Source organism: Massilia sp. CMS3.1, from assembly GCF_051262535.1.
GTDB lineage: Bacteria > Pseudomonadota > Gammaproteobacteria > Burkholderiales > Burkholderiaceae_D > Telluria.
The window spans coordinates 45868-67782 of the sequence record NZ_JBIMES010000007.1; the positions used below are offsets into that span (position 1 = coordinate 45868).

Sequence of the window (21915 nt, forward strand, 5' to 3'; positions counted from 1 at the left end):
GCGCACCGGCTTGCACTGATAACTTCTCAGCTCGCGCGAATTGTCGCGCCTGAACTGCGGAGGTGTTCCTTGCAATGGTCTCGGTTAAACGGCTTCACGCTGGTCGAAGTGCTGGTCGCCATGTTCGTGCTGGCGCTCGGAGTCGTCGGTGCGGCGGCCACGCAAGTGGCAAGCGCGCGCTTGCGCCAGCAGGCCGCGCTCGAATCGGAAGCCGTGCAACTGGCAGCCTCGCTCGGCGCACGCATGCGGGTCAACGCCGCGCAGATGGCGCTGCCCGACGCCTCCAATCCATACCTCCAGTTCGCGTACGACGCGCGTGACGGCGCGCCTGCGCCGCCGCCGATGCACTGCTTCGGCACGGCCGATTGCGACCCGGCCCGGATGGCGGCCCACGACCTGTACGACACGGCGCGCATCGTGCGTGCCGCCTTTCCCGGCGGGCGCATCACGGTCTGCCGCGACGCCGGCGGCTGGAACGCCGCGCTGCTTGCCTTCGAATGGGCCTGCACCGGCGGCGCGAATGCACCGGTCGTCGTCAAGCTGGGCTGGCGCCTGCCGGCGCGGCCAGGGGAGGCAAGGTCGCAGGAAACGCCGTTCATCACGATGGTGGTCGCGACATGAACGCGCCCCGCCCCCTGGCGCGGCAAGGTGGCATGACCCTGGCCGAGCTGCTCGTTGCGCTGGCGCTGGGCCTGGGCGTGCTGCTGGCCGGCGGCGTCTTGATGATCGGCGCGAACAGGTCGTATGTGGCCCATGAAGACGCGGCAAGCATCGACGATGGCGGGCGCTTTGCGCTGGCCCTGATCGGGCGCGCCGTGAGGCAGGGCGCCTTTGTCGACTGGGAGCGCCTGGCCGGCGCGGCACCCGCCAGGGACCTGCCGGCGCCGCTCGCAGGTCTCGACAGCCGCTCGCTCGTCAAGACGAGTGCCGGCATCGACAATCCGGTGAGCACTGCCGTCAACGGCAGCGACGTGCTGGCCGTACGCTATTCAGGCGCGGGTGCTGCGCCCGATGGCGACGGCAGCGTCATCAACTGCGCGGGCTTCCCGGTGCACGAGGCAAAGGAGGGCTGGAGCATCTTCTATGTCGCGCGCAATGGCGACGGCCTGGCCGAGCTGCGCTGCAAGTACCGCGGCACGAGCAACTGGAGCGCGGACGCAATCGTCGCCGGGGTCGACGGCTTCCAGGTGCTGTATGGGGTCGATACCGACACCGCGCCCGATGGTGTCCCGAACCGCTACGTGAGCGCCAGCGCGCTGGCCGCGCTCGATGCCGCGCTGCCGTTGGCGGGCGGTGGGCAGGCCGAGCTGAACGAGAAGACCTGGTGGAAGCGCGTCGCCAGCGTGCAGGTGGCCTTGCTGCTGCATGGCGAACGTCCCTCGGCCGCGCCGGTCCAGCCGGGCGCGTATTCGCTGTTCGGCGCGGCCTATGGTGCGGCCCAGGCGGCGGGCGACGAGGGCGTACAGTTGGCAGCTGCGGACCTGCACGGCCGCGTCCAGACGCCGTCGCGCAGGCTGTTCACGGCCGTGTTCGCAGTCGGCGCAGCCCAGCCTTGAGGCGGCCATGCGGGCACGTCACTCCGAGCGCGGCGCGGCGCTCGTCACCATGCTGTTCCTGATGCTCGCGCTTCTGATGATGTCGCTGTCGGCCGCGCGCGCCGCGCTCGCACATGCGACATCGGCGCGCCATGAACGCGACCGCCAGGTGGCTCATGCGGCGGCCGAAGCGGCGCTGCTCGACGCCGAGCGCGACATCGAGGGCGCGGCCGGTCCAGCTTCGCCGCGCACGGCCATCTTCGCGGCCATGGACGCGAGCGCATTCGACGAACGTTGCCTTGGGCAGGCCGAGAAGACCGGCTTGTGCCAGGCCAGCACCGGGACTGCGCCGCCGGCCTGGCAGACGGCCGACCTGGCGGGCGAGGCCGGCGTCGAATACGGCCGCTTTACAAGCCGCTCGCTGCCGACGGGCGCGGGCACGCTGCCGGCCGCCGCCCCGCGCTATCTGGTCGAACTGCTGGCGGGCCCCCAGCCCATGTTTCGCATCACGGCGCTCGGCGTCGGCGCCGACCGGGCCACGATGGTCGTCCTGCAGAGCCATTATCGACGTGCCAGCGCCAGCGGGCCGGGAAAGCGCATGGGCTGGCGCGAAATCGCCAACTGGCCTGAACTGCACAAGGCTGCATCCTGATTCAAGGTATCCGAGGAGACAACGATGTCGCGCGCGCGCGGTTTTACCCTGGTCGAAGTGATGGTCGTGCTGCTCATCATGTCGCTACTGGCCAGCCTGGCCTGGCCCAGCTATGCCGGCTACATCACCAAAACGCGGCGCATGGAAGGCAAGGTCGCGCTGATCACCGCCATGCAGCAGCAGGAACAGCACCATGCAATTGCCCACACCTATGTCGCTTTTTCACGGGAGGCGCCGGTGGAGTCCCTGCGCTGGTGGTCCGGGAATGCGGCCGCCGGCAGCGCCTACGAACTCGATGCCCAAGCCTGCCCGGACCAGGACCTGCGCGACTGCGTGCAGCTGCGCGCGCGTCCCGGTACGGCACATGTCGACGTCCGCTTCCTTGACGCCGAATGCGGCGCGCTCACCCTGCGCAGCACCGGCGAGCAGGGTGCCAGCGGACCGTCGGCGCGCTGCTGGCCATGAACGCAACGCGGGGTTTTTCGCTACCCGAACTGCTCGTCGTCACAGCCATCGCCGCGATCCTGCTGGGCGTCGCGCTGCCGGACCTGGCTGCGCTGCTGCGCGCCCAGCAACTGCGCACGGCGACGAACGACCTGTTCGGCGCAATCGGCCTGGCAAGGGCGCAGGCGATTGCGCGCAACGAGCGCGTCAGCGTGATGCCGCGCGACGCGCTCGGGGTCGACTGGACGCAGGGCTGGACCGTGTTCGTCGACCGCGACGGCGACGCTGTGCCGGGGCCGGGCGACGCCATCCTCGCCGTGCACGAGGCGCTCCCGGCCGGCTTCCAGGCCGCTTTTGCCTTCACGAGTCCTGCAGCCCCGTATTACATCGCCTACAATGGCGCCGGGCGCAGCTGCACCGCCACGAATAGCGGCGCGGCGCGCTGGGGCACGCTGTCGCTGTTTCATGGCGGGTCGACCCGCCGTATTAAAATCAACATGCTGGGCCGGGCACGCGCCTGCAATCCGGCGCGCGACGACAACTGCGACGGCGCCGCCGCGCCGTCTTAGACCACCTGAAGAATATTGTGACCAAGGTAGACACCGACATCGACGCCATGGCGCTGGCCCTGGAGTGGGCCGCCAAAGGCATGACCATCACTGCCCCGAACCCGCGCGTGGGCTGCGTGATCGTGCGCGAGGGTAGCGTCATCGGCGCCGGCCACACCCAGCCGGCCGGCCAGGCCCATGCCGAGATCCAGGCCCTGCGCGACGCCGCCGCGCGCGGTAACGATGTGCGCGGCGCGACCGCGTATGTCACGCTCGAGCCCTGCAGCCATTATGGCCGCACCCCGCCATGTTCGAACGCGCTGATCGAAGCGGGCCTTGGCCGCGTGGTGGCAGCGATGGGCGACCCGAATCCGCTCGTGGCCGGGCGCGGGATGGCGCAGCTGGAAGCGGCCGGCATTGCGATCGCGTCAGGCGTGATGGCCGATGAAGCCTATGAACTGAACATCGGCTTCTTCTCGCGCATGCGCCGTGGCCGTCCCTGGGTGCGCCTGAAAACGGCGGCCAGCCTGGACGGCATGACGGCCCTGGAAAATGGCGAGAGCCAGTGGATCACCGGGCCCGAGGCACGCCAGGACGGCCACGGATGGCGTGCACGCGCCTGCGTGATCCTGACCGGAATCGGCACCGTGAAGGCGGACGATCCGCAACTGACCGTGCGCGGCGTAGCGACGCCCGGCGTGGCGACGCCCGGCATTGCCACGCCAAGGCAACCGCGCCGCGTGATCGTCGACAGCCGGCTCGACATCGCGCTTGACGCCCGCATCCTGCAAGGAGCGCCGTGCTGGATCGTCGCGGCCGTGCCTGACCCTGAAAAAGCGGCGCTGCTGCGCGCCGCGGGGCACGAAGTCATCCTGCTGGCGAACAGTGCCGGCAAAGTCGATCTGCCGGCACTGATGCTGGAACTGGGCCGGCGCGAGATCAACGAAGTGCATGTCGAGGCCGGCTCGAAGCTGAACGCCTCATTGGTGCGCGAGGGCTGCGTCGATGAGCTGCTGGTCTACCTGGCCCCAAGCCTGATCGGCGCGGGGCAGGGCATGTTCGCGCTACCGCCTCTCGATCGCCTGGCCGACAAGATCGCCCTGCGCTTTCACGAAGTGAGGCAGGTCGGCGCCGACCTGCGCATCCTGGCAAGATTGAATACGAACTAACCTGAGGAAAAAGAAGCATGTTTACTGGAATCGTCGCCGCCGTCGGCAATATCAATTCGGTCTCGCCGCTGGCGGGCGGCCCTGACGCCGGCGTGCGTCTGCAGATCGACGCCGGCGGCTTGCCGCTGCTCGATGTCGCGCTGGGCGACTCGATCGCGATCAACGGCGCCTGCATGACGGTCGTCGAAAAAACCGATACTGCCTTCTCGGTGGACGTCTCGCGCGAAAGCCTGAGCAAGACTGCCGGTCTCGATGGGCTGGGCGAAGTCAACCTGGAGAAAGCGCTGACCCTGGCCGAGCGCCTCGGCGGACACCTGGTGTCGGGCCACGTCGATGGACTGGGCCAGGTGCACAGCTTCGAGCCGGTGGGCGAGTCGCGCGAGCTGATCGTCGATGCGCCCCAGGAACTGGCCAGGTTCCTTGCCTATAAAGGCTCGGTCGTGGTCAACGGCGTGTCGCTGACGGTGAACCGTGTCGAGGACCTGTCGGTCGATGGCGTCAAACTCTGCCGCTTCTCGATCAACCTGATTCCGCACACGATCGACGTCACCACGCTCAAGCACCTGCGCGCGGGGTCGAAAGTGAACCTGGAGATCGACCTGATTGCGCGCTACGTCGAGCGCATGCTGTCGGTTTCGCCTGATCTCATCCGCAGCTGAAGACGCATGCGACAGGGCCCTCGAACGAGAGGGCCCTGATCACATCCTGCAGTGCGAAAGGGTCAATTCGCTTACTGCTGTCGCTTTTTCTCTTCCTTCTTCACCTTCTTGGCTTCCTTCTTTTCCTTGTCGGTCTTCGCCGGTTCTTTCTTGGTCGACTTCTTCGCGTCCTGGCTTTTGCTCATTGAATTGCTCCGATCAATATGTTGAATAACGGTGATGTGACAGGTTCCGCACCTGCTCGGAATAATAGCTGATTACCACTTTCCATACGCATTCCCGCAACGGGTTTCGGGCGAGGCTGCGTCTGGTGTTTCCCCTAGTGTTAAGCTCGTTATACATAATGATACAATCAGGAATCTGTGTCCTCATCATAAAGAATCGTTACGTCCCCATGGCCAATTTTTACCGAGCAGTCTGTATAGCAGCCAGTGTTCTCGCATTGCCATCCCACGCCATGGCGACGGATCCGGAAGATATTGCCAGCCTGAGCCTGGAGGATTTGTCGAATATCCGCGTCACCTCGGTATCGCGGCGCTCCGAACCTGTGGCCGACGCAGCCGCGTCGATTTTCGTCATCTCCGGCGACAGCATCAAGCGCGCAGGCGTGTCGACGCTGCCTGAAGCGCTGCGGCTCGCGCCGAACTTGCAGGTTGCGCGTGTCGACGCACGCAATTACGCAGTCACTGCACGCGGCTTCAACAGCGCTTTCGAAAACAAGCTGCTGGTGCTGATCGATGGCCGCAGCGTGTACACGCCCTTGTTTTCCGGCGTTTACTGGGACGCGCAGGATGTCGTACTGGAAGATGTCGAGCGCATCGAAGTCATCAGCGGTCCCGGCGCCACCATGTGGGGCGCCAACGCCGTCAACGGCGTCATCAACATCATCACCAAGGCGGCCGGCGCCACCCAGGGCACGCAAGTGAGCGCGAGCTACGACCGCGACCTGATCACGGGCTCGGTGCGGCATGGCGGCGCGCTTGCCGGCGGCGCCCGCTACCGGATGTACCTCAAGTCGTCCGAGCACGAGGATATCGAACGCGAAAACGGCATGGACAACCTGACCGGGTGGAAGCGCTCGCAGGCCGGGTTCCGGGCCGACTGGGGGCAGGGCGCCGACACGGCGACCGTCCAGGGCGATGCCTACGTCGGCGCCCTGCACCAGCAAGGCACGCGCGACATCCGCATCGCGGGCGCCAACCTGCTTGGCCGTAAGGCGATTCGCCTGCCAGGGGGCTCGGAGCTCACGGCGCAGGCCTACTGGGATTTCACCGAGCGCAACCAGCCTGGCGCTTTCATCGAGCACCTCAATACCATCGACCTTCAGCTCCAGAGTTCGGTCACGCTGGCCGAGCGCCACCGTATCGTGTGGGGCGCGGGCTACCGCAAAGCCTTCGACCGCCTCGACAACGGCGCCGGGTTTGCATTCCTGCCGGGCGACCTGAACCTGCACTGGGGGAATGTATTCGTGCAGGACGAAATCGACGTCACCGATACCGTGCGCCTGATCGCCGGCGCCAAGCTCGAACATAACAATTACACCGGCCTGGAATTCCTGCCCACCCTGCGCCTGGCATGGAAGCCGACCGGCACCAGCCTGGTCTGGACATCGGCATCGCGCACGGTACGGGCGCCTTCGCGCATCGACCGGGATTTTTATAGCCCCTCGAATCCCCCGATCGTGGGCGGCGTGCCGCGCTACGGGTTTGCCGGCGGCCCCCAATTCCGCTCGGAAGTGGCCGCTGTGCTGGAATTGGGTTACCGCATCCAGGCCACCCCAAGCCTGTCGTATTCGGTCACCGCTTTCGCCAGCGACTACGACCGCCTGCGCACGCTCGAGCCGAACCCGCGCGGATCCGGATCGGTGTTCAGCAACCTGGCGAATGGCCGCACGAAGGGCGTCGAGATGTGGTCGACCTGGGAAGCGAGCGAGGCGCTGCGGCTGTCGGCGGGCCTGGTGGCGCAGCGCATCCGTACCACGCCCGAGCCGGAGAGCCGCGACGCCAGCGCGGCAACCGGCCTGGCAACGAGCGACCCGAGCAACTACTGGTCCCTGCGCGCTTCGTACGATATCGCGCGCGGCCAGACGCTCGACGTGCTGCTCCGCCACCAGGGAAAGCTGAGCCGTCCAGCGGTGCCAAGCTATGAAGCGCTCGATATCAACTACACATGGCGCGTGACGCCTGATGTCGACCTCTCGGTCAGGGGGAGTAACCTGTTGGACGCGGCGCATCCGGAATACGGCGGCGGGCCAAATCGCAGTGTCTATGAACGCAATATCGGGGTGAACCTGGTGTGGCGCTTGTAACCATGCTCCGTTCATGCGCGATGGTGCTGGCAGGCCTGTTCGCGCTCAACGCGTATGCGCAAGTGGGTGCGCCGACCGAAGACGTCGTCAAGGCGGCTTACCTGTCGAAGCTCGGTCATTATGTCCATTGGCCGGCGCACGCCGCGCCGCCCGCCAATGGGCGCACTGTGATCGGCATCGTGGGTGCCGAGGAGGTGGCGAACAGCCTGGCCCAGATGGCGGCCGTGCGCGACCCGGTCAAGGGTACGCTGGCGGTGCGGCGTCTGCGCAACGGCGATTCACTCGAGCACATTCATATCCTGTATCTGGGCAAGGGCTATGTTGCCCGGGCCGGTGCCATGATTGACGGGGCAGCCGCGCGTTCGATCCTGATCGTCTCGGAATCGGACGATGCACTGGCGCGTGGCAGTGTCGTCAATTTTCGTGTGGTAGACGAACGGATGCGCTTCGACATTTCGCTCGAGTCTGCCGAAAAAGCCGGCCTGCGACTGAGCTCGCAACTCCTGATGCTGGCCGCGACGGTCATCCGCGGAAAACTTCAATAATCGCTATTGCGCGCTGCCGACCGCCGCGCCCGCACATGCCTGCGGCAACGGCGCCTCGCGCCGCAGGCCGAAGCGGGACATCGTGTCCGCCGTCGACGGCCGGTGCAGCGCAATGAGCTTGTGCGCGATGTCGCCGATCGAATCGGACATCCTTGTCCGGTTCAAATTTCCCAGCGCCGCCAGAGCCGGCGCATTGTCCGCCCCGTTGTTCAGCTTTTCCATGAACTGGTCGGCCTTCATCACGCGCCCGCTGTCGAAGCGGCGGGGGCGCTCGATGCGCGCGTTCGGCGCCAGCAGCACCAGCGTATCGACCGGCGCATCGTCCAGCCCGAAAGGCTCGAGCGCGTCGCGCAGCACCGAGACCTGGCGCGCCAGTTCGTCCAGCGGAGACGGCATGGGCTCGAAGCTTTTGGTGGCCTCGTTCCAGCGCAGGAAGTCGCCGTCCTCGGTGATCCTCAGGCCATGCGCGAAATGCCTGGTGCCCAGCAGGTAGAAGCGGCGCGAGCGGTGGATCAACAGGTGATCGATCTGCGCCGCCTCGCCATCGTTCGACACCAGCCGCAGGTCGTGCACGACGGCCGTGCGCGTGGAATCCTTCAGGTAGACGTCGATCAGGCCGGCCGCCTCGCGCTCGGCGGCGATCCCCGCCCGCATCATGCGCAGCTCACGCTCGATCAGCGGCCGCTTGTCGGGACCTGCCAGCGCCAGCATGCGCTGCAAAATCGCGACGACCGGCATCTTGTTGTCGCTATCCTTGTAGATCATTGTCAACTCCTGCTGAGGTCGAACTTCCACTCTAGCTCTGCGTCAACGATCCGCCATCGATTTTATTAAGTGCAAGCAAGATTATGCCTCCTGCATGCAAATTGTTGCGCTCCGGACTCAGGCTTAATGCACCAGTTTGGCGGGCGCCGCCGCTTGCTGGACAGCTTCCGGCTTCTTCTCCGGATACAGGACCACCTGCACGTAATTCTCCGTATTCAGATAGCGCCGCGCCGCCTCCTGCACGTCGACCGCGGCGAGCGCATTCACACGCTCGTCATGCGTCAGGATGGCCGCCGGGTCGGTCCCGTCCAACAGCGCCGACTGGATGCGTCCGAGCCAGTAGCCGTTTTCGCGCAGCGCCTTGCGGTGATTCTGGATCCAGTTCTGCTTGACCTTGGCCAGGTCGGCCGCCGTCGGCCCCTCGCGCTTGAGGCGTTCGAACTCGGCGAAGGTCGCGGCCAGCACCTTGTCGACGTTCTCGGGGCCGGTCGGCAGCGTCACCGCCAGCGTGTAGTTCCCATACGGGATGCGGCCGAGCGAAGCGCCGGCGCTGCCGCCATAGATCAGCGAGAGCTGCTCGCGCAGCACCTCGATGAGGCGGATGTTGAGCACTTCGACCAGCGCCTGCAGGCGCATCTGCTCGAGCTCCGAGAACGCCGCTTCGCCGGTGAAGGTGAGCGAAATCGTGCTTTTCTGTTCGGTGCCGCTGTACACGGCCCGCTTGACCACGCCCTTCGCCGGACGCAGGCCGACGTCGCGCCAGGTGGTCGGCAGGTCGGGCGTCGGCAGGCTGCCGAGATAGGTGGCCAGCAGCGGCTTGACCTTGTCCGCATCGAAACTGCCGACCATGACAAAGGTGAGGTCCTTGGCGCTCGAAAAGCGCTCGCGGTAGATGGCGATGCTGCGGTCCAGGCTGATCTGGTCGAATTCCTCGGGACGCAGCGGGCGCGGCGCGCGCGGGTGGTTGCCGTACAGCGCGGCGACCACGGTGTCGCTGAAGCGCGCGCCCGGCTGGGCCAGGCGGTTGCGCGCGGCTTCGACCTGCTTGCCGATGAAGGACTTGAACAGGTCCTCGTCGCGCCGCACCGCGTCGAAGCGCAGCCATAGCAGCTGCAGCATGGTCTCGATGTCGGTCGCGCCCGAGGAGGCGCCCAGCACCTCGCTGTAGCCCGCCAGGCCCATCGTCACGGCGGCCGCTTTACCCGCCAGGACTTTCGACAGGTCGAGCGGCGAATACTCCTTCAGGCCCATGCTGGCGACGATCGAATTGGCAAAGCGGGCATTGAGGATGTCGGCGTCGCCGTACAGGCTCTGGCCGCCGAAGCGCGCCGCGCTCATCACGACCTGGTCGTTGCGAAAGTCGGTCGGCTTCATGATCACCTTGACGCCGTTCGAGAGCGTCAGGTGCGTCAGGCCCAGCGCCTTGTCCTGGGTTTCAAGGATGATGCTGCCCCCTTTCGGCGGCTGCGCCAGCAACTGCGTGCCGAGCGTTTTTTCTTCGTAGGGCGCGACCTCGGCTTTTTCCGCCGCGGCCAGGGCGGCGAGCAGCGCTTCGCCTTGCGGGGGCGGGCTATCCGCACGCTCGATGCCGGTATAGACCACCAGCTTGCCGGAGTTGGCCGGAATCGTGCGCCGCGCGTAGGCATTCATTTCCTCTTGCGTCACCCCCGGCAGCATCTCGGTGGCGTAGCGGTACTCGGCGGCGATGCCGGGAATCGGCTCCTGCTGCAGGAAGTTGCGCAGGTACTCGGCGACATAGGCACCCGAATCGGTTTTCTCGCGCTCGTTGTACAGGCGCTCGTAACTGCGCAGCATGTTCTTCCTGGCGCGATCGAGTTCGGCTTGCCCGAAGCCGTAGCGGCGCACGCGCACGTTCTCGCGCACCAGGGCCTCGATGGCTTTCGGCGCGCCGCCGGGGCCGATGACCGCGCTGGCGTTGAAGGATTTGTAGAAGGGCGTGAGTTTGCCGAGGGCGCTGCCGCCGCGCAGGAAGGGCGGCTCGGCCAGCTGCGACATCTCCTGCAGGCGGGCGCCGAGCATGCCGGTGAACAGGCTTTCGACGAGCTGCTCGCGGTAGCCGCGCACCGTGTCCGGCTCGCGTACCGGCTGCACCGGATAGCGCACCAGGATGCTGTTGCCGCCCGCTTCGCGATCGGTGACGACGACCGCTTCGGTCTCTTCCCGGCGCGCAATGTCAGCATACACGCGCGGCCGTGACGGTGCCGGATTCTTCAGCTTTGAAAAGTGCGCCTTGATGAGTTTTTCGATCGCCTTCGGCTCGATGTCGCCGACCGCGACCACCGCCATCAGGTCGGGCCGGTACCAGTCGCGGTAGAAGCGGCGCAGCGTGTCCGGCTTGAAGTTGCGGAGCACTTCTTCTTTGCCGATCGGCAGGCGCTCGGCATAGCGCGAGCCGTTGTAGATCTTCGGGTACAGCTGCTTGCCGATGCGGTCCCCGGCGCCTTTGCCGAGCCGCAGTTCCTCGAGCACGATGCCGCGCTCTTTCTCGATCACCGCTTCGTCGAAAGACAGGCCGTGCGCCCAGTCTTCCAGCACCTGGAAGGCCTTACCCAGGTTTTCCGGGCGGTCCAGGGGGATCGGCAGGATGTAGACGGTTTCGTCGAACGAGGTGTAGGCATTCAGGTCGGCCCCGAACTTGACGCCGATGGATTGCAAATAGTCGACCAGCTCGTGCTTCTTGAAATTCGTGCTGCCATTGAAGGCCATGTGCTCGACAAAGTGCGCGAGGCCCTGCTGGTCGTCGTCCTCCTGGATCGAACCGGCTTTCACGACCAGGCGCAGTTCGAGCTTGCGCTCGGGGCGAGCGTTTTGCTGGATGTAGTAGGTCAGGCCGTTCGCCAGCTTGCCGACCTTGACCTGCGGGCCGACCGGGATCGGCGCATCGAGTTTGAGTGCGGCGTCGGCGACAAAGGCGTGGGTGAGAAGGACGGCGGCGAGGCAGGCCTTGAGCACGAGTTGAACGAACATCGGAATTCCGTTGAGAGGGCGTCGAGCGGCCATTGTAACGGCCGCCCGCGCCTTCGTCAGCGGTTCACACCGTCACGCGTCCCACTTGCAACAGCAACTCCATTTCGCGCGCCGGCAGCGGCTGGCTATACAGGTAACCCTGCAGCACTTCGCAGCCGATCTTGCCCAGGAAGTCGCGCTGCGCCAGTGTCTCGACGCCTTCGGCCACTACTTTCAGCGACAGGCCTTCGGCCAGCGCGATCGTGGCCTGGGCAATCGCCGCGCTGCGCGGGTCGGTCGTGATGTTGCGTACGAAGGCCTGGTCGATCTTGAGCTTGTCGAGCGAGAAGCGCGACAGGTAGCCGAGCGACGAGTAGCCGGTGCCGAAATCATCGAGCGAGAGCGACACGCCCATCGACCGCAGTTCGGCCAGCTGGGCTTCGGCCGCCGAGGTGTCGCCCATCATGACGCTTTCGGTCAGTTCGATCTCGAGGTAGCGCGCCTCCAGGCCCGATTCGGCCAGGGCGGTGCGCACGACGGCGGGCACGGTGCCGGCCTTGAACTGGTGCGCCGAGACGTTCACCGCCACCGGCACGCAGGGCAGGCCGGCATCCTGCCAGGCCTTGTTCTGCAGGCAGGCCTGGCGGATCACCCAGTCGCCTATCGGCAGGATCAAGCCGGTGTCCTCGGCCAGCGGGATGAAATCGGCCGGCGAGATGCGGCCCAGTTCCGAGCTGTGCCAGCGCAGCAGCGCTTCCATGCCGAGCACGCGGCCATCGACGCGCGCCACCTGCGGCTGGAAGTGCAGCGCCAGTTCGGCTTGGCCGATGGCGCGGCGCAGGCGGGTTTCCAGCGCCAGCCAGCGCATCGCCTGGGCATTCATCTCGCCCTTGAAAAAGCGGAAGCCATTGCGCCCGGCGTCCTTCTGGTGCGCGAGGGCCGCGTCGGCCGCTTTCAGCAAGTCGCCCGGGACATCGCCGTCGCGCGGGAACACGCTGATGCCGATGCTGCCGGTGACGACCACGTCGTGACCGTTCACCGAAAACGGCTGGGCGATGCCTTCGATCAGGCGTTGGGCCTTGAGGATGATGTCCTCGGTATCCTCGCAGCTGGTGAGCAGCACGAATTCGTCGCCCGACAGTCGGGCAACGGTGTCGGCGGCGCCGGCGATTTCGCTGGCGCGGCGCGCCACTTCGCGCAAGAGGGCGTCGCCGGCGGCATGCCCGAGGCTGTCGTTGATGCGCGAGAGACGGTCGACGTTCACCAAGAGCAGGGCCAGCTGGCTGCCGTCGCGCCGCGCCGCTGCGATCGACTGCTGCAGGCGGTCATGGAACAGCGAGCGGTTCGGCAACAGCGTCAGCGCGTCGTGGTTCGACAGGAAGTCGAGCTGGTTGTGGGCCGCCTTCAGGGCCGACAAGTCGGTCGAGACCGAGACATAGGCCGTCAGCTTGCCGCCCTCGTCGCGCACCGCGCTGATGCTCATGCGCTCCGGGTAGACTTCGCCGTTCTTGCGGCGGTTCCAGATCTCGCCGCGCCACTGGCCGTTCTGTTCCAGGCCTTCCCACATCGCGCGGTAGAAGGGCGCCTCATGGCGGCCCGAGCGCAGCAAGCGCGGGTTCAGCCCGACTACCTCGACTTCGCGGAAACCCGTGATGCGCTCGAACGCCGGATTGACCGCGACGATGTTGGCGCAGGCATCGGTCATCATGATGCTTTCCTGGGTGCTGTCGAAGACCTGGCGCGCGAGCTCGAGCCGGTGCTCGCTCTCGCGCAGTGCGGCGTCGGCCTGGGCGCGGGCTGTGGCTTCCAGCTGCAGCTGGGCCGCGTGGCGCTGCACCACGCCATACAGGTTCAGGTTTTCATAGGCGACCGCCAGATGGGCCGCCAGGGCCGAGGCCCAGCGTTCGTCCTCGATTCCGAACGGCGCCGCGCTCGGGGCGCGCACGAAATACAGCCAGCCGTACAGGTGGCGCAGGCAGCGCACCGGGAGGCCGAGCAGGGAGCCGCAACGCGGCAGGCCGGGCGGCAGGGTGCCCAGCAGCGGGTCGCCTTCGGCCAGCAGCAGGGCCTGGCGCGTTTGCAGCAGCGCGCCGGGCAGGCGCGTGCCGGTCGCATGCGGCAGCAGCAGCGTAGGGTCGAGGCCGCGTGCGGCCAGATGCGCGACCCTGCGTTCGTCGTTCTCCAGCAGGCACACGGCCAGCTGGTCGGCGTCGAGGATGCGCGCCGCCGCCTGCAGGAAGACGTCGACCAGGCCCTCGACCCGGCGCTCGCCGGCCAGGCGCAGGCACATGTCCTCGAGCGCGGCCAGGCGCGCACCGAGGCGGCTGTCGCCGGAAGGCGCTACCGGCGCTTGCACGGCGCCCCTCGCGACCGGAGCGCCGCGCACCTCGGGCGTCGCCTTGTGCGCCGCCGCGGCCGACAGTCCCAGTTCGGCATTGACCGCATCCATGATGTCCTGCGGGTCGGACGGTTTGGAGAGAACGGTATGCACGCCGCAGCTGCGCGCCATCGCCACCGTCTCGCGCTCGGCATACACGGCCGAATAAAAGATCACGCGGGTGGCGGCCAGTGCGCGGTCGGCACGCAGGCGCTGGACGAACTCGTAGCCGTCCATGGTCGGCATCAGGATGTCGGTGATGATCAGCTCGGGCCGCTCGGCGCGCACCAGTTGCAGGGCGGCAGCGCCATCTTCGGCTTCCAGCAGACGGTGTTCGGTGAAGCCGAGCAGCGCCATCAGGTAGGCGCGGTTGCTCGGGCGGTCATCGACAATGAGGATGGTGGCCATCAGTGCTTCACCTTGGCTGCAGTGGTGAACTGTTCAGCAAATATCGGTACCAACATGACGACTCCATGAATGCACCGGCGGCAGCACACCGATACGTTTGACCAAAGCTCGATGAATCATAATCCTGTGAATGTCGTGAACATCACAAAGTTGCTTATTAAAACATAATATTTAACAATTGTTCTTGAACAAATGCACGTTGTTGCCTTTACGCAACGTTCAGGATGTTCTAGTACAGCTCGCCGGCGGCATCGTCTTGCCGGCATCCTCGCATCGACTCGGTTGGAAGCCGGTAAATCCTTTAAAATAGCGGATTACGCATGACGCGTCACCGTTTCAAGGAAATCCGCATGTCTATCTCCAGCACCCAGGAAATCGTTGCCGAACTTCGCGCCGGCCGCATGGTCATTTTGGTCGACGAAGAAGACCGCGAAAACGAGGGGGATCTGGTCCTGGCAGCGGACTTCGTCACGCCCGAGGCGATCAATTTCATGATTCGTCATGCGCGCGGCCTGGTCTGCCTGACGCTGTCGGAAGAGATCTGCGACAAACTGGCTTTGCCGATGATGACGAGCCGCAATGGGACTTCGTTCGGCACCAACTTCACAGTCTCGATCGAGGCCGCCGAAGGCGTGACCACCGGCATCTCGGCGGCCGACCGCGCACGCACGATCCAGGTCGCCGTCGCCAGGAACGCGAAACCGGACGACCTGGTCCAGCCGGGCCACATTTTCCCGCTGCGCGCGGTGAAGGGCGGCGTCCTGATGCGCGCCGGCCACACCGAAGCCGGCTGCGATCTTACCGAGATGGCGGGCCTGTCCCCGGCCTCGGTGATCTGCGAAATCATCAAGGAAGACGGCACCATGGCGCGCCTGCCGGACCTGATCGAATTCGCGCAAGAACACAAGCTGAAGATCGGCACCATCGCCGACCTGATCCATTACCGCAGCGAAAACGAGAGCCTGGTCGAGCGCGTTGCCGAGCGCACCCTGAACACGGCGCACGGGGAATTCCAGCTGATCGCCTACCGCGACAAGCCGAGCGGCTGCGCGCACCTCGCGATGGTGCATGGCGAACTGAAGCGCGAATTCGAAACCCTGGTGCGCGTGCACCAGCCGGTCTCGATCCTCGACGTGCTGGAACACCGCGCCACGACCCACTCGTGGACCATGGCGTCGGCGATGGAAGCGATCAAGAAGAGCGAGAGCGGGGTCCTTGTCCTGCTCAATTGCGGCGAGACGGCCGAACAGCTGTTTGCGCAGTTCAGCTCGCTGGATGCGCCGGGCGCGCGTCCGACCGGCCGCGCGGCGACGATGGATCTGCGTACCTATGGCATCGGCGCGCAGATCCTGAAGGAGCTGGGCGTCGGCAAGATGAAGCTGCTGGCCAATCCGCGCAAGATGCCGTCGATGACCGGTTTCGATCTCGAGGTGACCGGATACATCGCCAATCCGACGGCCTGACGCGGTACCATTTATATATTATGAATACGAACACACTAAGAAGAGGGCAGTCATGACGGTAGGAACTTATGAGAGCAACATGACAGGCGAGGACCTGCGCATCGGGATCGTGCAGGCGCGCTTCAATGCCGACGTCGGGCATGGCCTGCTGTCGTCCTGCCTGGCCGAGCTGAAGCGCCTGGGCGTGGCCGACGAAGACATCCTGCACGTGACCGTGCCGGGCGCGCTGGAAATCCCGCTGGCCCTGCAAAAGATGGCCGAGACCCAGCAGTTCGACGCGCTGATCGCGCTGGGCGCCGTCATCCGCGGCGAAACTTACCACTTCGAGCTGGTCTCGAACGAGTCGGGCGCCGGCATCACGCGCATCGGCCTGGACTATGGCATCCCGATCGCCAACGCCGTGCTGACCACCGAGACCGACGAGCAGGCCGAAGTGCGCATGGCGGAGAAGGGCCTTGATGCGGCGCGCGTCGCGGTCGAGATGGCCAACCTGCTGCTGGCGCTGGAAGAGCTGCACCCCGAGGAAGAAGAAGAGTAAGGGACGACGATGATTGACAAGACCACCCACGCCAACCCGAGCAAGAACCGCACCCCGCGCCATCGCGCGCGCGAGTTCGCGCTCCAGGGCCTCTACCAATGGCTGCTGAACAACGAGCCATCGTCCCAGGTGGCCAACAACATCCGCGCCGCCCACGGCTTCGACAAGGCTGACGGTGAGTATTTCTCGACGCTTCTTAACGGCACCATCACGACCTCGGTCGCGCTGCGCGAGATGATCGCCCCGCTGATCGACCGCACGGTGGCCGAACTGTCGCCGATCGAGCACGGCGTGCTGCTGCTGGGCGCGTTCGAGCTGAAGAACCAGCCGGACATCCCATACCGCGTCGTCATCAACGAAGCGGTCGAGCTGACCAAGTCGTTTGGCGGCATCGACGGCCACAAGTACGTGAACGGCGTGCTCGACAAGCTGGCCTCGCAGCTGCGTCCGGAAGAGGTTGGCGCCGACGCGCGGCGTTAATTTCTCTCTATATATATAGTAGGGATGGCGAAAAGCCACCGTTGCCGTCAGGCGCGGTGGCTTTTTTGTTGGTCGGCAGGTGCGCAACCGACATCGGTGAAGGCGAATGGCAGGGCGATGTAGGGTGGCGTCCTGACTCCACGCGGTGACGCCGATGCGTTGGCACGACGTATCCGGCAGGCTGTACTGGCTTTCATGCGCCGTACCGCGTGGACTCGGGAGTCCACGCTAGAACAAAAAAGCCACGGCGAGCAGTGACAATAGAAGTGAACCTTCCTTGCTTTACAGCGTCGCCAGCGCTTCCGTGTGCGGCTCGACGACGGCCGGTTCTTCAGTCTTCGGCGTTGCCGGGGCTGCTGGGGCAGCGGCCGGCGTCGACTTGACCACCATCTGTGACGGACGTGCCACGTTAGTGGTCGGAACCTTCTTGCCGCCAGCAACTTGCTTCAGGCGGTGATATTCCGCCAGCACCTTGGCACCGTAACCCGAATCATCGTCCATGTCGGCAGCGCCGACGTAGGTCTTCAAGCCGCCTTCGACGGAACCGGTGCGCTTCACATAATCCTTCAGGATCTGCGCGCCGACACGGATGTTGGCGACAGGGTTCAGCGCAGCCTGGGCGCCGCCGACTTCCTGGAACTTGTCGTGGTGGACCTTGGCCATGACCTGCATCAGGCCCTTGGCACCCATTGGGCTTTCCGCGAACGGGTTCAGGCCCGATTCGATCGCCATCACGGCCAGGATCAGCAGCGGGTCGAGCTTCATCTCGTGCGCCGTCATGTAGGCCGTCGAGACGAGCATGTTGGCAGCGTCGCCCGCTACCCGGTAGCGCTTGGCCAGCCAGGAGGTGACGTCCTGCTGCTGCTTGCTGTTGCCGAGGTGCTTGACCTCGAGCTGGGCGCGCGTCGTATCCACCGCAAGGTCCTGCGCCGGCGTTGCTGTAGCGGTGGCGATGACGGCATGGGCGGGCGCGGATGCGACGGCTTCGGGGTGCAGCAGTTCGGACACTGTTTTAGCTGCATCCGGGTTCGTGTAGAGCAGGGCCAGTACCGCCACTGCCGAGAGACCGAACACGGTCAGGGTGTGTTGCATTGTGGTCAACAGACCACGTACCGTTTTGCTCACGTGTGAAAACGTGACTGGCTGGTTGGCCATGGATTGGACAAGCTTTGCGCTTGTGCCGAACATACGATTGATCATCGAAGTCCCCTTTGTCGCGGCGAAAAGGATCCCGTCGTGGCGCGCTAAGCGCTACGGAGGTACCAATGCCGTGCATCAGAAAAATCGTCAGGGCTTCCAGCAGGAAGACCAAAACGCCGTCATTGCTTTGCTTCAGCTGGCCGACGCCCAGGGCGGGTACGGACCAGTGGCTCAACAACTGTGTCGGGGGTTCAGGCAGACGCCTGGTGGAAAACACTCCTTACAAATGTCGTTGGGGCCCCGACCCCGTGAAGTAATGAGAGCGGCTACAATCTGCTTTTAAAAGGGCCGTCTCATCAAGTAGGTGCGATTGTAGGAGGTCGTTTATACCAAGTCAATACTAGCACGACTGCGCTTTATTACTTTTAGATCTGACTTCTTGCCGTGAGCCCAGTAATACCTTGCCAAATCAATCACTTGGCGGCGCAATTTGATTAACCTCAAGCAATCGAAAAAACAAGCAAAACTTGATGAAATATTCAGATCTTCGGGATTTTATGTCCCAATTGCAACTAACAGGCGAATTAAAGCGTGTAACCGCCCCGGTTTCTACCCATCTCGAGATGACCGAGGTGTCCGATCGCGTCCTGCGTGCCGGCGGACCGGCGCTGCTGTTTGAAAGACCGACTGGGCCGGGCGGCGCAGCGCACACGATTCCGGTGCTGGCCAACCTGTTCGGCACGCCGCAACGCGTGGCGATGGGGATGGGCGCCGACAGCGTCAGCGAGCTGCGCCGCATCGGCCACGTGCTGGCACGCCTGAAGGAGCCTGAGCCACCGCGCGGTTTCAAAGACCTGATGGGCCTCGGTTCGCTTGTCAAGGCGGTATGGGATATGGCGCCGAAGGAAGTGAAGGGCGCCGCCTGCCAGGAAATCGTCTGGGAAGGCAATGACGTCGATTTGGGGCGCCTGCCGATCCAGCATTGCTGGCCGGGCGACGTCGCGCCCCTCATCACCTGGGGCCTGGTGATCACCAAGGGACCGAACAAGAAGCGCCAGAACCTGGGGATTTACCGCCAGCAGGTACTCGGGCCGAACAAGGTCATCATGCGCTGGCTGGCGCACCGCGGCGGCGCGCTCGACTTCCGCGAGCACGCGATCGCCAACCCGGGCCAGCCCTACCCGGTGGCGGTTGCCCTGGGCGCGGATCCGGCCACCATCCTCGGCGCGGTCACGCCGGTGCCCGACAGCCTGTCGGAATACCAGTTCGCGGGCTTGCTGCGCGGCCAGCGCACGACGCTGACAAAGGCCATCGGCAGCGAGCTGCGCGTGCCCGCGTCCGCCGAGATCGTACTGGAGGGCCATATCTATCCGGATGCCAATCACCCGTCGGGCTTCGAGCATGCGATGGAAGGTCCGTACGGCGACCATACCGGTTATTACAACGAGCAGGACAGTTTCCCGGTATTTACGATCGACCGCATCACGATGCGTCGCGATCCGATTTACCACTCGACGTATACCGGCAAGCCGCCCGACGAGCCGGCAGTGCTGGGCGTGGCGCTGAACGAAGTGTTCATTCCGCTGCTGCAAAAGCAGTTCAGCGAGATCACCGACTTCTATTTGCCGCCGGAAGGCTGCAGCTACCGCATGGCCGTGGTCCAGATGAAGAAGCAGTACGCCGGGCATGCCAAGCGCGTCATGTTCGGGGTCTGGAGTTTCCTGCGCCAGTTCATGTATACGAAGTTCATCGTCGTCGTCGACGAGGACGTCGACGTGCGCGACTGGAAAGAGGTGATCTGGGCGATCACGACCCGGGTCGATCCGATGCGCGACACGGTGCTGGTCGACAATACGCCGATCGACTACCTTGACTTCGCCTCGCCGATCAGCGGCCTGGGCAGCAAGATGGGCATCGACGCCACGAATAAATGGCCGGGCGAGACGAACCGCGAGTGGGGTACGCCGATCACGATGTCGGCGGACGTCAAGACGCGGGTCGATGCTATCTGGCAGGAGCTGGGTATTTAATCGAAAGGGTGGCTCGTCAGCACCCGTTTCTCGTCAGAATAAAAACGGCGCCACAAGCGCGTGGTCTCGGTTATAATGCGGGCTGGCGGGCCCCTGCGCATTGTGGCATGGTTTACCTGGTCAGGTCGGGAACGAAGCAGCCAAAGCCGTTCACCGCAAGTGCCGCAGATCAGGCTCGCCTCCTTCGTTTTACTTTCCCTCCCCGTTTTTTGACAGTCTCCAGCCGCCGAGTCTCGTCACGCCTTCCAAACAATTGTTTTAATACGACAAACAATTGTCAGCATAATCAAATTGCGTAGTTTCCGGGACACAATGACCCGGATTCTCACCAATTATTGCTGATCGTAAATACTATTTGCTGTAATCTTGCCCAATTCCAATAATTTCATTGAGTCGGGGACCGGGATGAGCAACTTGCACGTCGACGAAGTACTGCGCCAGCATGCGCACAAGGCGGACCGCCTGATGGTCATCATTCTGTGGGCAATGTTGGGCATTGCCCTGGCACTTTCGCAGATGCATGACACGTTCGGCTTGGCGCTCGCGGTTGGCATTCCCGCCGCTGCCATTCCCACGCTGCTGACGCTCACGGCCGGCGGCGCCCGCGTCACCCGCATGGCAACCGCGTTCGCGCTGGTCGTCATGTGCGCCCTGCACATCCACCAGGGCGGCGGGCGCGACGAGCTGCACTTCGGCTTGTTCGTGGCACTGGCCTTCCTGCTGTGCTACCGCGACTGGAGCGTGATCGTCGTCGCGGCCGGGCTGATCGCCGTCCACCACCTGTCCTTCAATTACCTGCAGGAGCTTGGCTATGGCGTGCGCTGCCTGACCGAGCCGGGTATCGGCATGGTGCTGGTGCATGCTGGCTATGTCGTCGCCGAAACAATTGTGCTCTGTTACCTGGCCCGGATTCTCCAGCGCGAGGCGCTGCAGTCGGCCGAATTGCGCGTCAGCGTTGCGGCCTTGCAGGCAGCCAACGGCGCCATCGACCTGCGCGCCCAGTTGCCGGCGCAAAGCGACAGCGGCCGTGCGCTGCAAGAGGTGGTGGCCCTACTCGGCCGGGCGCTGACCAGCGTCCAGCACAGCGTGCACACCACCAGTTCCGCCTCGCACCAGATCGCCGAGGGCAATGCCGAACTGTCGCAGCGCAGCGAACGCCAGTCCGCTTCGATCCAGGCCACGGTCGCTTCGATGGCGGAACTGACGACTACCGTGCGCCAGAATGCCGAGCACGCGCGCCAGGCCGACGCGCTGGCCGGGTCGGCATCGAACGTCGCCACGCGCGGCGGCCAGGTGGTGACGCAAGTAGTCGAGCGCATGGAAGCGATCGACGCTTCTTCGCGCCGGATCGCCGACATCATCACCGTGATCGACGGCATCGCCTTCCAGACGAATATCCTGGCCCTGAACGCGGCGGTCGAAGCGGCGCGGGCGGGCGAGCAGGGCCGCGGCTTTGCGGTGGTCGCTTCCGAAGTGCGCAACCTGGCGCAGCGTTCGGCCAGCGCCGCGCGCGAGATCAAGGCCCTGATCGACGAGTCCGTGGCCCAGGTCAGCGCCGGCAGCACGCTGGCCCAGCAGGCCGGGCGCACGATGGATGAAGTCGTCGAGAGCGTGCACAAGGTGTCAGGCATCATCGGCGAGATCAGCAGCGCCAGCCGCGAGCAGGCACAGGAGCTTGCGGCGGTCAGCGAAGCGATCGGCGCAATGGACGACGACACCCGCAACAGCGCGGCCATGGTGCGCGACGCGGCGACCGCGGCCGGCGCCCTCAAGGACGAGGCGACCCACCTGGCCGAGGTAGTGGCGGTGTTCCATCTTGACGCTGTCAAGGGCGCAGAAAAAATTGCCCCCAAGCGCACGGCCTTGCTGGCCGCGTAATCCGAAACA

Annotated in this window: 18 protein-coding genes and 1 other RNA gene; 15 read left to right on the plus strand and 4 right to left on the minus strand. The window is 65.0% G+C overall.

Going from position 1 to position 21915, the window contains the following annotated elements; genetic code table 11:
• The first annotated feature begins 69 nt into the window (after positions 1-69).
• The 9 genes from pilV (at position 70) to ACHAC9_RS12840 (ending at position 7860) form a co-directional block, all read left to right on the plus strand.
• The gene (gene pilV / locus ACHAC9_RS12800; RefSeq protein WP_435760384.1) at positions 70-621 is read left to right on the plus strand and encodes a type IV pilus modification protein PilV; all 552 of its coding nucleotides are present in this window, start codon (positions 70-72) and stop codon (positions 619-621) included.
• A complete protein-coding gene (locus ACHAC9_RS12805) occupies positions 618-1556 on the plus strand; it encodes a PilW family protein (protein WP_435760385.1) in 939 nt (312 codons plus the stop codon). Before pilV ends, ACHAC9_RS12805 begins: the two co-directional genes overlap by 4 nt.
• A 7-nt stretch (positions 1557-1563) precedes the next feature.
• A complete protein-coding gene (locus ACHAC9_RS12810) occupies positions 1564-2187 on the plus strand; it encodes a pilus assembly protein (RefSeq protein WP_435760386.1) in 624 nt (207 codons plus the stop codon).
• Positions 2188-2211: 24 nt separating this feature from the next.
• Positions 2212-2652 carry a type IV pilin protein gene (locus tag ACHAC9_RS12815; protein ID WP_435760387.1) on the plus strand — a complete coding sequence of 147 codons (441 nt, stop codon included), beginning with the start codon at positions 2212-2214 and terminating at the stop codon, positions 2650-2652.
• Positions 2649-3200 (plus strand): GspH/FimT family pseudopilin, encoded by a 552-nt coding sequence (locus ACHAC9_RS12820; RefSeq protein WP_435760388.1) that lies wholly within the window; start codon positions 2649-2651, stop codon positions 3198-3200. Before ACHAC9_RS12815 ends, ACHAC9_RS12820 begins: the two co-directional genes overlap by 4 nt.
• A 47-nt stretch (positions 3201-3247) precedes the next feature.
• On the plus strand, positions 3248-4348 hold the full coding sequence (gene ribD / locus ACHAC9_RS12825) for a bifunctional diaminohydroxyphosphoribosylaminopyrimidine deaminase/5-amino-6-(5-phosphoribosylamino)uracil reductase RibD (RefSeq protein WP_435760613.1): 1101 nt from the start codon (positions 3248-3250) through the stop codon (positions 4346-4348).
• A 17-nt stretch (positions 4349-4365) separates the two neighbouring features.
• Positions 4366-5007, plus strand: a complete 642-nt coding sequence (locus tag ACHAC9_RS12830; protein WP_435760389.1) for a riboflavin synthase — start codon at positions 4366-4368, stop codon at positions 5005-5007.
• Positions 5008-5464: 457 nt separating this feature from the next.
• Positions 5465-7315: a TonB-dependent receptor plug domain-containing protein gene (locus ACHAC9_RS12835; protein WP_435760390.1), complete on the plus strand. Its 1851-nt coding sequence runs from the start codon at positions 5465-5467 to the stop codon at positions 7313-7315.
• Between the two features lie 2 nt (positions 7316-7317).
• A complete protein-coding gene (locus tag ACHAC9_RS12840) occupies positions 7318-7860 on the plus strand; it encodes a YfiR family protein (protein ID WP_435760391.1) in 543 nt (180 codons plus the stop codon).
• A 3-nt stretch (positions 7861-7863) separates the two neighbouring features.
• Here ACHAC9_RS12840 and ACHAC9_RS12845 read toward each other — a convergent pair whose 3' ends face one another.
• The 3 genes from ACHAC9_RS12845 to ACHAC9_RS12855 all read right to left on the minus strand — a co-directional run bounded on the left by ACHAC9_RS12845 (position 7864) and on the right by ACHAC9_RS12855 (position 14377).
• Positions 7864-8625 carry a nuclease-related domain-containing protein gene (locus ACHAC9_RS12845; protein ID WP_435760392.1) on the minus strand — a complete coding sequence of 254 codons (762 nt, stop codon included), beginning with the start codon at positions 8623-8625 and terminating at the stop codon, positions 7864-7866.
• Between the two features lie 123 nt (positions 8626-8748).
• A complete protein-coding gene (locus tag ACHAC9_RS12850) occupies positions 8749-11613 on the minus strand; it encodes a M16 family metallopeptidase (protein ID WP_435760393.1) in 2865 nt (954 codons plus the stop codon).
• Between the two features lie 64 nt (positions 11614-11677).
• Complete coding sequence (locus tag ACHAC9_RS12855) at positions 11678-14377, minus strand: two-component system response regulator (protein ID WP_435760394.1); 2700 nt, start codon at positions 14375-14377, stop codon at positions 11678-11680.
• 350 nt (positions 14378-14727) lie between these two features.
• On the opposite strand from ACHAC9_RS12855, the gene ribBA reads away from it, so the two are divergent.
• From ribBA to nusB, 3 genes are read left to right on the plus strand one after another with little or no spacing between them, the layout of a single operon-like run.
• Positions 14728-15840 (plus strand): bifunctional 3,4-dihydroxy-2-butanone-4-phosphate synthase/GTP cyclohydrolase II, encoded by a 1113-nt coding sequence (gene ribBA / locus ACHAC9_RS12860; protein WP_435760395.1) that lies wholly within the window; start codon positions 14728-14730, stop codon positions 15838-15840.
• Positions 15841-15892: 52 nt separating this feature from the next.
• Positions 15893-16378: a 6,7-dimethyl-8-ribityllumazine synthase gene (ribH, locus tag ACHAC9_RS12865; RefSeq protein WP_435760396.1), complete on the plus strand. Its 486-nt coding sequence runs from the start codon at positions 15893-15895 to the stop codon at positions 16376-16378.
• A 9-nt stretch (positions 16379-16387) separates the two neighbouring features.
• Positions 16388-16858 (plus strand): transcription antitermination factor NusB, encoded by a 471-nt coding sequence (gene nusB / locus ACHAC9_RS12870; protein WP_435760397.1) that lies wholly within the window; start codon positions 16388-16390, stop codon positions 16856-16858.
• A gap of 282 nt (positions 16859-17140) precedes the next feature.
• Here nusB and ACHAC9_RS12875 read toward each other — a convergent pair whose 3' ends face one another.
• On the minus strand, positions 17141-17950 hold the full coding sequence (locus ACHAC9_RS12875; RefSeq protein ID WP_435760398.1) for a transglycosylase SLT domain-containing protein: 810 nt from the start codon (positions 17948-17950) through the stop codon (positions 17141-17143).
• A 578-nt stretch (positions 17951-18528) separates the two neighbouring features.
• Here ACHAC9_RS12875 and ubiD point away from each other — a divergent pair.
• From ubiD to ACHAC9_RS12890, 3 genes are all read left to right on the plus strand, one after another.
• Positions 18529-20028, plus strand: a complete 1500-nt coding sequence (gene ubiD / locus ACHAC9_RS12880) for a 4-hydroxy-3-polyprenylbenzoate decarboxylase (RefSeq protein WP_435760399.1) — start codon at positions 18529-18531, stop codon at positions 20026-20028.
• An 84-nt stretch (positions 20029-20112) separates the two neighbouring features.
• Positions 20113-20211, plus strand: an RNA gene (gene ffs / locus ACHAC9_RS12885) — signal recognition particle sRNA small type.
• A gap of 222 nt (positions 20212-20433) precedes the next feature.
• Positions 20434-21906, plus strand: a complete 1473-nt coding sequence (locus ACHAC9_RS12890; RefSeq protein WP_435760400.1) for a methyl-accepting chemotaxis protein — start codon at positions 20434-20436, stop codon at positions 21904-21906.
• The last annotated feature ends 9 nt before the right edge of the window (positions 21907-21915 follow it).

Bases quoted from the DNA above. Each gene is read 5' to 3' on its own strand.
- ACHAC9_RS12805 (WP_435760385.1), top strand. From the start codon at position 618: ATGAACGCGCCCCGCCCCCTGGCGCGGCAAGGTGGCATGACCCTGGCC.
- ACHAC9_RS12810 (WP_435760386.1), top strand. From the start codon at position 1,564: ATGCGGGCACGTCACTCCGAGCGCGGCGCGGCGCTCGTCACCATGCTG.
- ACHAC9_RS12815 (WP_435760387.1), top strand. From the start codon at position 2,212: ATGTCGCGCGCGCGCGGTTTTACCCTGGTCGAAGTGATGGTCGTGCTG.
- ACHAC9_RS12820 (WP_435760388.1), top strand. From the start codon at position 2,649: ATGAACGCAACGCGGGGTTTTTCGCTACCCGAACTGCTCGTCGTCACA.
- ribD (WP_435760613.1), top strand. From the start codon at position 3,248: ATGGCGCTGGCCCTGGAGTGGGCCGCCAAAGGCATGACCATCACTGCC.
- ACHAC9_RS12830 (WP_435760389.1), top strand. From the start codon at position 4,366: ATGTTTACTGGAATCGTCGCCGCCGTCGGCAATATCAATTCGGTCTCG.
- ACHAC9_RS12835 (WP_435760390.1), top strand. From the start codon at position 5,465: ATGGCGACGGATCCGGAAGATATTGCCAGCCTGAGCCTGGAGGATTTG.
- ACHAC9_RS12840 (WP_435760391.1), top strand. From the start codon at position 7,318: ATGCTCCGTTCATGCGCGATGGTGCTGGCAGGCCTGTTCGCGCTCAAC.
- ACHAC9_RS12845 (WP_435760392.1), bottom strand. From the start codon at position 8,625: ATGATCTACAAGGATAGCGACAACAAGATGCCGGTCGTCGCGATTTTG.
- ACHAC9_RS12850 (WP_435760393.1), bottom strand. From the start codon at position 11,613: ATGTTCGTTCAACTCGTGCTCAAGGCCTGCCTCGCCGCCGTCCTTCTC.
- ACHAC9_RS12855 (WP_435760394.1), bottom strand. From the start codon at position 14,377: ATGGCCACCATCCTCATTGTCGATGACCGCCCGAGCAACCGCGCCTAC.
- ribBA (WP_435760395.1), top strand. From the start codon at position 14,728: ATGTCTATCTCCAGCACCCAGGAAATCGTTGCCGAACTTCGCGCCGGC.
- ribH (WP_435760396.1), top strand. From the start codon at position 15,893: ATGACGGTAGGAACTTATGAGAGCAACATGACAGGCGAGGACCTGCGC.
- nusB (WP_435760397.1), top strand. From the start codon at position 16,388: ATGATTGACAAGACCACCCACGCCAACCCGAGCAAGAACCGCACCCCG.
- ACHAC9_RS12875 (WP_435760398.1), bottom strand. From the start codon at position 17,950: ATGCAACACACCCTGACCGTGTTCGGTCTCTCGGCAGTGGCGGTACTG.
- ubiD (WP_435760399.1), top strand. From the start codon at position 18,529: ATGAAATATTCAGATCTTCGGGATTTTATGTCCCAATTGCAACTAACA.
- ACHAC9_RS12890 (WP_435760400.1), top strand. From the start codon at position 20,434: ATGAGCAACTTGCACGTCGACGAAGTACTGCGCCAGCATGCGCACAAG.